9 protein-coding genes are annotated in these 6,991 nt (G+C 61.6%); 7 read left to right on the top strand and 2 right to left on the bottom strand.

The genetic code is table 11. The features are described 5' to 3' along the window. Window positions 1-8 precede the first annotated feature (8 nt). Window positions 9-920 (bottom strand): 16S rRNA (cytidine(1402)-2'-O)-methyltransferase, encoded by a 912-nt coding sequence (rsmI, locus tag GJA_RS25430; RefSeq protein ID WP_038497990.1) that lies wholly within the window; start codon window positions 918-920, stop codon window positions 9-11. A 147-nt stretch (window positions 921-1,067) separates the two neighbouring features. Here rsmI and GJA_RS25425 point away from each other — a divergent pair, with 147 nt between their 5' ends. The 5 genes from GJA_RS25425 to GJA_RS25405 all read left to right on the top strand — a co-directional run bounded on the left by GJA_RS25425 (window position 1,068) and on the right by GJA_RS25405 (window position 4,591). Further along, a complete protein-coding gene (locus GJA_RS25425) occupies window positions 1,068-2,246 on the top strand; it encodes a penicillin-binding protein activator (protein WP_242404628.1) in 1,179 nt (392 codons plus the stop codon). Between the two features lie 4 nt (window positions 2,247-2,250). Then, window positions 2,251-2,610, top strand: coding sequence for a YraN family protein (locus GJA_RS25420; RefSeq protein ID WP_038497987.1), 360 nt, complete (start codon window positions 2,251-2,253; stop codon window positions 2,608-2,610). A 57-nt stretch (window positions 2,611-2,667) separates the two neighbouring features. Further along, a complete protein-coding gene (locus tag GJA_RS25415; protein ID WP_038497984.1) occupies window positions 2,668-3,264 on the top strand; it encodes a phosphoheptose isomerase in 597 nt (198 codons plus the stop codon). Then, the gene (locus tag GJA_RS25410; protein WP_038497981.1) at window positions 3,257-3,934 is read left to right on the top strand and encodes a BON domain-containing protein; all 678 of its coding nucleotides are present in this window, start codon (window positions 3,257-3,259) and stop codon (window positions 3,932-3,934) included. The genes GJA_RS25415 and GJA_RS25410 overlap by 8 nt, the downstream gene beginning before the upstream one ends. A 132-nt stretch (window positions 3,935-4,066) precedes the next feature. Further along, the gene (locus tag GJA_RS25405; protein WP_038497979.1) at window positions 4,067-4,591 is read left to right on the top strand and encodes a TlpA disulfide reductase family protein; all 525 of its coding nucleotides are present in this window, start codon (window positions 4,067-4,069) and stop codon (window positions 4,589-4,591) included. A 13-nt stretch (window positions 4,592-4,604) separates the two neighbouring features. Here the strand turns inward: GJA_RS25405 and GJA_RS25400 are convergent, their stop codons facing one another. After that, complete coding sequence (locus tag GJA_RS25400) at window positions 4,605-5,462, bottom strand: DUF3034 family protein (protein WP_051781504.1); 858 nt, start codon at window positions 5,460-5,462, stop codon at window positions 4,605-4,607. 219 nt (window positions 5,463-5,681) lie between these two features. Here GJA_RS25400 and GJA_RS25395 point away from each other — a divergent pair, with 219 nt between their 5' ends. Both GJA_RS25395 and GJA_RS25390 read left to right on the top strand, forming a co-directional pair. Next, on the top strand, window positions 5,682-6,272 hold the full coding sequence (locus tag GJA_RS25395; protein WP_038497974.1) for a sigma-70 family RNA polymerase sigma factor: 591 nt from the start codon (window positions 5,682-5,684) through the stop codon (window positions 6,270-6,272). Next, on the top strand, window positions 6,269-6,970 hold the full coding sequence (locus GJA_RS25390; protein ID WP_038497971.1) for an anti-sigma factor: 702 nt from the start codon (window positions 6,269-6,271) through the stop codon (window positions 6,968-6,970). The genes GJA_RS25395 and GJA_RS25390 overlap by 4 nt, the downstream gene beginning before the upstream one ends. Window positions 6,971-6,991: the final 21 nt, after the last annotated feature.

Here is a 6,991-nt window from a genome sequence, read left to right as displayed (position 1 = left end):
AAAACGTATTATTCAGCGTCCGCCTTCAATTGCAGCGCGCGCTCATATAAGGCGTTCTTTTTGCGGCCGGTGATTTGCGCGGCCAGGCTGGCGGCTTGCTTGACGCTGCATTCGGCCAGCAAGATGCCGAGGATGCGTTCGGCTTCCGCTTCTTCCGCATCCTGGCCAGCGGTCGCGCCTTCCAGCAGGACGACGAACTCGCCTTTTTCACGGTGCGCATCGGCCTTGATCCAGGCCACGGCTTCGGATAGCGGGCAGCGGTGGATTTCTTCGAACATCTTGGTCAGTTCGCGTGCGAACACCACTTGCCGGGTCGGCTCGAACGCTTCGGCCAGCGCGGTGGCGCAATCGAGGATGCGGTGCGGCGCTTCGTAGAACACCATCGTCGCGCTGATACTGCGCAAGCCGTGCAACATGTTTTCGCGCTGTTTCGATTTGGCCGGCAGGAAGCCGACGAAGTAAAACTGGTCGTTCAACAGGCCGCTGGCGGAGATCGCGGTGATCGCCGCCGACGCTCCCGGCAGCGGCAGCACGCGCAAGCCGGCGGTCCGCACGGCGTCGACGATGCGCGCGCCCGGATCGGATACGGCCGGCGTGCCGGCGTCGGATACCAGCGCGATGCGTTCGCCCGCTTGCAGGCGCGCGATCAGGGTCTCGGCCACTTCGCGCTCGTTATGCTGGTGCGCGGCGATCAGCGGCTTGTTCAAGCCGAAGCGGGTCAGCAGGTGCGCGGTGTTGCGCGTGTCTTCACAAGCGACGGCATTGACCAGGCTCAAAACATGCAGCGCCCGCAGGCTGATATCGGTGACATTACCGATCGGCGTCGCCACTACGTACAATGTTGCGATAGGATAGACCTGATGCGCCGCCTCTGTCATGATTGGCAGGGTTACAATAGAACTGGATACTGGTACGGTCATTTTGGAGGTTGGATGCTAGCTAAAAGTGTGAAGTTACTACTTGTCTTTACCGCGATCGGCATGTTGAGCGCTTGCAGCACGCCGTGCGACGCGCCCGGCCAATTGTGCGCGCCTATCTCGTCAATTACAAGTAGACCAGCGCCGCCAGTGGCCCGCCCAGTCCTGCCGCCACGGCCGGAAACCCCGCCACCGCCGGCCGCGCGCACCTACAGCGTGGCCGATCCCGACCTGGCCGTGCTGCCCGACGACGCGCCCGCCAGGCCGTCCGCGACCACGCCGCCGGATGGCGCGACCCATCACATCGGCTTGCTGCTGCCGCTCAAGTCCGACACGCTGGGTGCGGCGGCGCAATGGCTGCACGACGGTTTCATGGCCGCCTATGAACGCGACCACAGCGGTTTTGAAGTCAGCGTGGTCGATACCGGCGACAGCGCCCAGGATGTGCTGGCCAGCTACGCCAAGGCGCAGGAACAGTTCGACATCATCGTCGGTCCGCTGTCGCGCTCGGCCGTTACGGCGGTGGCCGGCAGCGCGCTGGTGCGCAAGCCGACCATCGCCCTGAATCACCCGGAAGCGCGCGACGACACGCCGCTGCCGCCGCAAATGCTGGTGGTCGGCTTGTCGATCGAAGCCGAGGCGCGCCAGGTCGCGGCCTGGGCCGCCAGCGAGCAGCCGGGCGCCAGCGCGCTGGTCCTGTCGGCCGGCCTGCCATGGCAGCGCCGCATCGCCGCCGCCTTCAGCCAGCAATGGCAACGCCAGGGGCTGGCCTCGGACACGCTCGACATGACGGCGCTGAACGGTTATCTCAGCGACGCCGAACTGGTGCAATTACGCGCGCGCATCGCCGCCACGCCGCCGGGCCTGCTATTCGTGGCGATGGATGCCGACCAGGCGCGCCAGTTGCGCGTGGCGCTGGGCAATAACATTCCGCTGTACGGCACCTCGTCGCTGAATCCGGGCGTGGGACGCGGCGCCAGCGGTCCCGAACTGGACGGCGCGCGGCTGCTCGATTTGCCGTGGCAAGTGCAGCGCGACCATCCGGCGGTGATGGTCTATCCGCAACCGATGCAAAGCGATACGCGCCCGCTGACGGCCGACATGGAACGCCTGTATGCGCTGGGCATCGACGCGTTCCGGGTGGCGCGCGAAATCGCGCTGCGGCCGGCGGCGCGCTTTACGCTGGACGGCGTGACCGGCAAACTGTCGGTCAATTTCGGCCAGGGCGCGGCCAGTTTCAAACGCAGCGAGGCGGCCGCCACGTACCAGAACGGCGTGCTGGCGCCGTTTGTGGAGAATAATCCAGCTGCCCCCGCGAATTCGCGCTAATGCCATGTCCACCACCGGCCAGAGCGAAAAACAGCGCCAGGGCCGGCTTGCCGAAGATCAGGCGCTGGATTATCTGGCGCGCCATGGTTTAATACTGGTACAGCGTAATTTCAGTTGCAAGGGCGGCGAGATCGATTTGATCATGCGCCAGCGCGAGGTGCTGGTGTTTGTCGAAGTGCGGCAGAGGGCGGGCAAAGAATACGGCGGGGCGGCGGCCAGCATCACGCCAGCCAAGCAAAGGCGCCTGATCCGCGCCGCGCAGTTTTATCTGCTGCGCCTGAAACAGCTGCCGCCATGCCGCTTCGACGTGATCGCGATCGACGCCGGCCAGCTGAGCTGGCTGCGGCACGCGATTGAAATGTAAGCATTTTTAACAGAGCTTGTCCGCTATACGGCGCGGCTGCACTATAATCGGCAGACTATGAATAATCAACGCATCCTAGCGCACTTCCACGAAAGTGCCGAACTCAAAATCCAGTCCGCCACCGTTCTCGCGCAGCCTATCGCGCAAGCAGTGGACCTGATGTTTTATGCATTGTCCAATGGCAATAAGATCCTGGCATGCGGCAATGGCGGTTCCGCCGCCGACTGCCAGCACTTTGCCGCGGAACTGGTGGGACGCTTCGAGCGCGAGCGCTTTCCGCTGCCTGCGATGGCGCTGACCACCGATACCTCGATCCTGACGGCGGTGGCCAACGATTACAGCTACCGCGAGATCTTCTCGAAGCAGGTGCAAGCGTTCGGCCAGGCGGGCGACGTGCTGCTGGCCATTTCCACATCGGGCAATTCGGCCAACGTGATGGCCGCCATCGAAGCGGCGCTGGAACGCGAAATGCGCGTGGTGGCCCTGACCGGCAAGGGCGGCGGCGCGATCGGCAAGATGCTGACCGACGCCGACGTGCACCTGTGCGTGCCGGCCGACCGCACCGCGCGCATCCAGGAAGTCCATTTATTAACGATACACTGCATTTGCGACGGCATCGACGTCGCCCTATTCGGAGGAGATGCGAATGACTGATCCCGGCACCCGCTGGTCACGCTTGAAACGTCCATTGTCCACCGCACTGCTGTGCGGCGCCATGGCGAGTACCTTGACGGGCTGTTTCGGCCTGGTAGTGGGCGGCGCGGTGATGGGCGGCGTCGCCGTGGCGGATCGCCGCACGCTGGGCGCGCAAACCGAGGACAAGGCGATCGCGCTGAAAGGCGAATCGCGCATTCCCGCCATCGTCGGCGAAGCCGGCCACGTCAATGTGACCAGCTTCAACCGGCGCGTGCTGCTGACCGGCGAAGTGCGCGACGAGGCGATGAAAGCCGCCGTCGAACGCGAAGCGCGCAGCATCGAGGGCGTCGAATCGATCGCCAACGAGCTGGAAATCGCCGGACCGTCGAGCTACACCTCGCGCTCCAGCGACACGCTGGTGACCGGCAAGGTCAAGGCCAGCCTGGTCGACATGAAAACCATTTCGGCCAGCTCCTTCAAGGTGGTGACGGAACGTGGCACGGTGTACCTGATGGGCCGCGTCACGCAACGCGAAGGCACCGTCGCCACCGATGTCACGCGCGGTATCAGCGGCGTGCAAAAAGTGGTCAAGCTGTTCGACTACATCAGCGAAGAAGAGTTGAAGCAATTGCAGGCGGAACCGCAAAAAACCGCCAACTCCGGTAGCGCGAGTTCGGCCAGCAACTGATGGCCGTTCAAGCCGGGCGGCGCCGTCCCGACGCGCGCGCCGTCCGGCTAAAAAGCACCTGCCCAGCGGCTTGGCGCGGACAGGTCTATAATCGCTACATCGTTTTATGCAGCCCAGCCAGAGAATCCGACCATGCCAGCATCGACCACCGCCTCAAAGTCCTGGATCAAGCCAGCCATCCTCGCCATCGTGATCGCCGGTGCGGCAGCCGCCGCCTACGCATCGCTGAACAGCCAGAAAAGCGCGCCGGAAGTGACCTTCCTCGGCATCAACGGCGAAAAGATCACGCCGGACAGCTTGCGCGGCAAAGTGGTGATGGTGAATTTCTGGGCCACCTCGTGCACCACGTGCGTCGCTGAAATGCCGCAAATGGTCGAGACTTACAATAAATACAAGTCGCAGGGCCTGGAATTCGTGGCCGTGGCGATGAAATACGACCCGGCCAACTACGTGTTGAATTATGCCGAAACCCGCAAGCTGCCATTTAAAGTGGCATTGGACGTGACCGGCGACGCGGCCAAGGCTTATGGCGACGTGGCGCTGACGCCCACCACCTTCGTCATCGACAAGCAAGGCAAGATCATCAAACGCTACGTCGGCCAGCCCGAATTCGCATCGCTGCACACCTTGCTTGAAGGCGCCTTGAAAGCCAGCTGAGCCGCGATTCTCCTTAAAAGCCGGCTTGCAGCGACAGATACAAGCCGTGCTGTTTTTTCGGATTGAAGACGGTGATATCGCCCAGTTCCGCATAGGCCGCCGTCAGCGACAGGTGCTTGTTCGGGAAATAGGCGATAAAGGCGTCGTAATATGCTTTTTCCTTGTCCACACCCAGATTGTGCGGTTTTTGACGGTATTCAATCCCCGCCACCAGCTTGCGGTTGATCAAATAAGCGGCCGACACTTCCGGCATCAGCCGGTAGCTATCGTTGATATCGCCGCCAAATCCCAGGATGCCCATCTGATTGGCGCAGGTCGCGCGCAACGTGCCATTCAATAACAGGCTGTATTCAAACAGGATCTTGGTGGCCGACACATAATAGTCGACGCCATGATCATCCTTGGCGCCCAGTTGCTTGACGTTATACACGCCCAGCGCACCGAGACCGCCGATACCCTTGTTGCGCTTGTACATGGCGCCGACCGCGATTTGCGGCAACAGGCTGTCTTGCTGATACACCGCATCGCCAGCCACCTTGACCTTGATGCCGAGAATATCTTGCTGAATACGCAACTGGTTCAGCGGTGCCAGGCTGCCGCGGAATTCCTGATTGGCCAGCGACACTTCGACCCGGTCAGCGATACCGGCCGCCACGCCATAACTGCCCAGCGAATAATCTTGCGTCTTGACGGAGGTGTAATGCGCATTCGCGCCATAACTGTCGCGCGTGCCGTAGCCGGTGATCAAGGCCCACGGCGTCAAGCCGCCGCCGCCGGCGCCTTCCAGCTGGCTGACGCCACCGGTGGCGAGGAATTTCCCCATGTCCGGCGTGGTTTGTATGTCGGCCAGCGCGGCGCCGGCGGCGCACATCAGCAAGCCGGCGGCGCAGCCGCGAACTATGTTTTTAGGCATTATTAATTTCTCCCCCCGCATACAAAATCATGTTGCGAAGCTTGACTGAAACAACCATAACTTTCCAGCGCGAATTGATAATTTGATGCAATTTCAAACAGAACCTTGTTGCTAGTCAGTGCAAAGTTGTTATAACCTTCAAATACAAGCCCGATTTCCACTCCGTGAAGGCCAGCAGTGTCCACCGACGCCAACCCGCTCGACCCACAACAACTCCGAACCTGGCTGCTGGCAGCCGGGAAAAAGGATGCCGCCGCCTTTCGCCGGCTCTACGATACAACTTCTTCGAAACTGTTTGGCTTCGCGCTGCGTATATTGCATAAGCAAGAGCTCGCTGAAGAAGCCTTGCAAGAGAGTTTCGTCGCCATCTGGAACAATGCCGCCACTTATCAGAGTCATCTGGCGGCGCCGATGACCTGGATGGCCACTATCGTGCGCAACAAGGCGTTCGATATGCTCAGGCGCAGCGACGATACAGTTGAAATCGATGCCGAACAGTTTGATAGCGAAGTCATGAACGCCCTACGAGATCCGCAAGCCACCCCGATTGAAGCGCTGCAAATCAGCGGCGATGCAAAAGCGTTGGCACTTTGCATGTCCGCACTGGAAGGTTTGCACCGCCAAGTCCTGGCGCTGGCCTACTACCACGACATGTCGCACAGCGAAGTGGCGCAACAGATGACGCTGCCGGTCGGCACCGTAAAAACCTGGATACGGCGCAGCCTTGAACGCTTGCGCACTTGTCTGGCGAAACGGGAGCAGTCATGAATATCCGCGGTAACGACCCACTGCGCCAGAAACTGGCGGCAGAATATGTGCTTGGCACGCTGAAGGGTGGCGCGCGCCGTCGTTTTGAGGGCTGGCTGCACAACGATGCGGATTTGCGCAATATCACGGCGCAATGGAGCCAGCGCCTGACACCGATGGCCGAGTTCGCCACGCCGGTCATCCCGCCGAAGCGGGTCTGGCGCAGTATCGAACAGCGTTTGCACCTGTCGCCGGCGGTTCGGGCATGGCAATTCTGGCGCAATGAATCGGTCAACTTCTGGCGTTCGCTGGGCATGGCGTCCAGCGCCATCGCGGCCTTGCTGGTGATCGTCATGGCCAGCAAGACCCTCGATGCACCCGTGATCAGCTATGTCGCGTCGTTGAGCGACGATAAGGCGCAAACCGCGATGTTAGTGACCGCCGACAGCCGCCACCGTACGATCGACGTGCGCCTGGTCGGCAATGCGCCGGTGCCGAGCGACAAGGATCTGGAATTGTGGGCGGTGCCGAAGAGCGGCAATCCGCGTTCGCTGGGCTTGCTGGCCGAGCGTGGCACGGTCAAGCTGGCCCTGGCCGAGCATGCGATCGGCAACGATGTCGCCTTGCTGGCGGTTACGCTGGAACCGAAGGGCGGTTCGCCGAACCCGAATGGCCCGACCGGACCGATCTTGTATAAAGGTAACTGGGTCAGGATGTAATTTATCACGGGTCAGGTTGAC

The organism is Janthinobacterium agaricidamnosum NBRC 102515 = DSM 9628 (assembly GCF_000723165.1).
GTDB classification, from domain to species: Bacteria; Pseudomonadota; Gammaproteobacteria; order Burkholderiales; family Burkholderiaceae_D; genus Janthinobacterium; species Janthinobacterium agaricidamnosum.
Note: the sequence above shows the minus strand (reverse complement) of the source record. Positions and strands in the feature narration are given on the sequence as shown.

What these genes read in the sequence shown, in the direction of transcription:
- rsmI (WP_038497990.1), bottom strand. Translation starts at nt 920, where the DNA reads ATGACCGTACCAGTATCCAGTTCTATTGTAACCCTGCCAATCATGACA.
- GJA_RS25420 (WP_038497987.1), top strand. Translation starts at nt 2,251, where the DNA reads ATGTCCACCACCGGCCAGAGCGAAAAACAGCGCCAGGGCCGGCTTGCC.
- GJA_RS25415 (WP_038497984.1), top strand. Translation starts at nt 2,668, where the DNA reads ATGAATAATCAACGCATCCTAGCGCACTTCCACGAAAGTGCCGAACTC.
- GJA_RS25410 (WP_038497981.1), top strand. Translation starts at nt 3,257, where the DNA reads ATGACTGATCCCGGCACCCGCTGGTCACGCTTGAAACGTCCATTGTCC.
- GJA_RS25405 (WP_038497979.1), top strand. Translation starts at nt 4,067, where the DNA reads ATGCCAGCATCGACCACCGCCTCAAAGTCCTGGATCAAGCCAGCCATC.
- GJA_RS25400 (WP_051781504.1), bottom strand. Translation starts at nt 5,462, where the DNA reads ATGTGCGCCGCCGGCGCCGCGCTGGCCGACATACAAACCACGCCGGAC.
- GJA_RS25390 (WP_038497971.1), top strand. Translation starts at nt 6,269, where the DNA reads ATGAATATCCGCGGTAACGACCCACTGCGCCAGAAACTGGCGGCAGAA.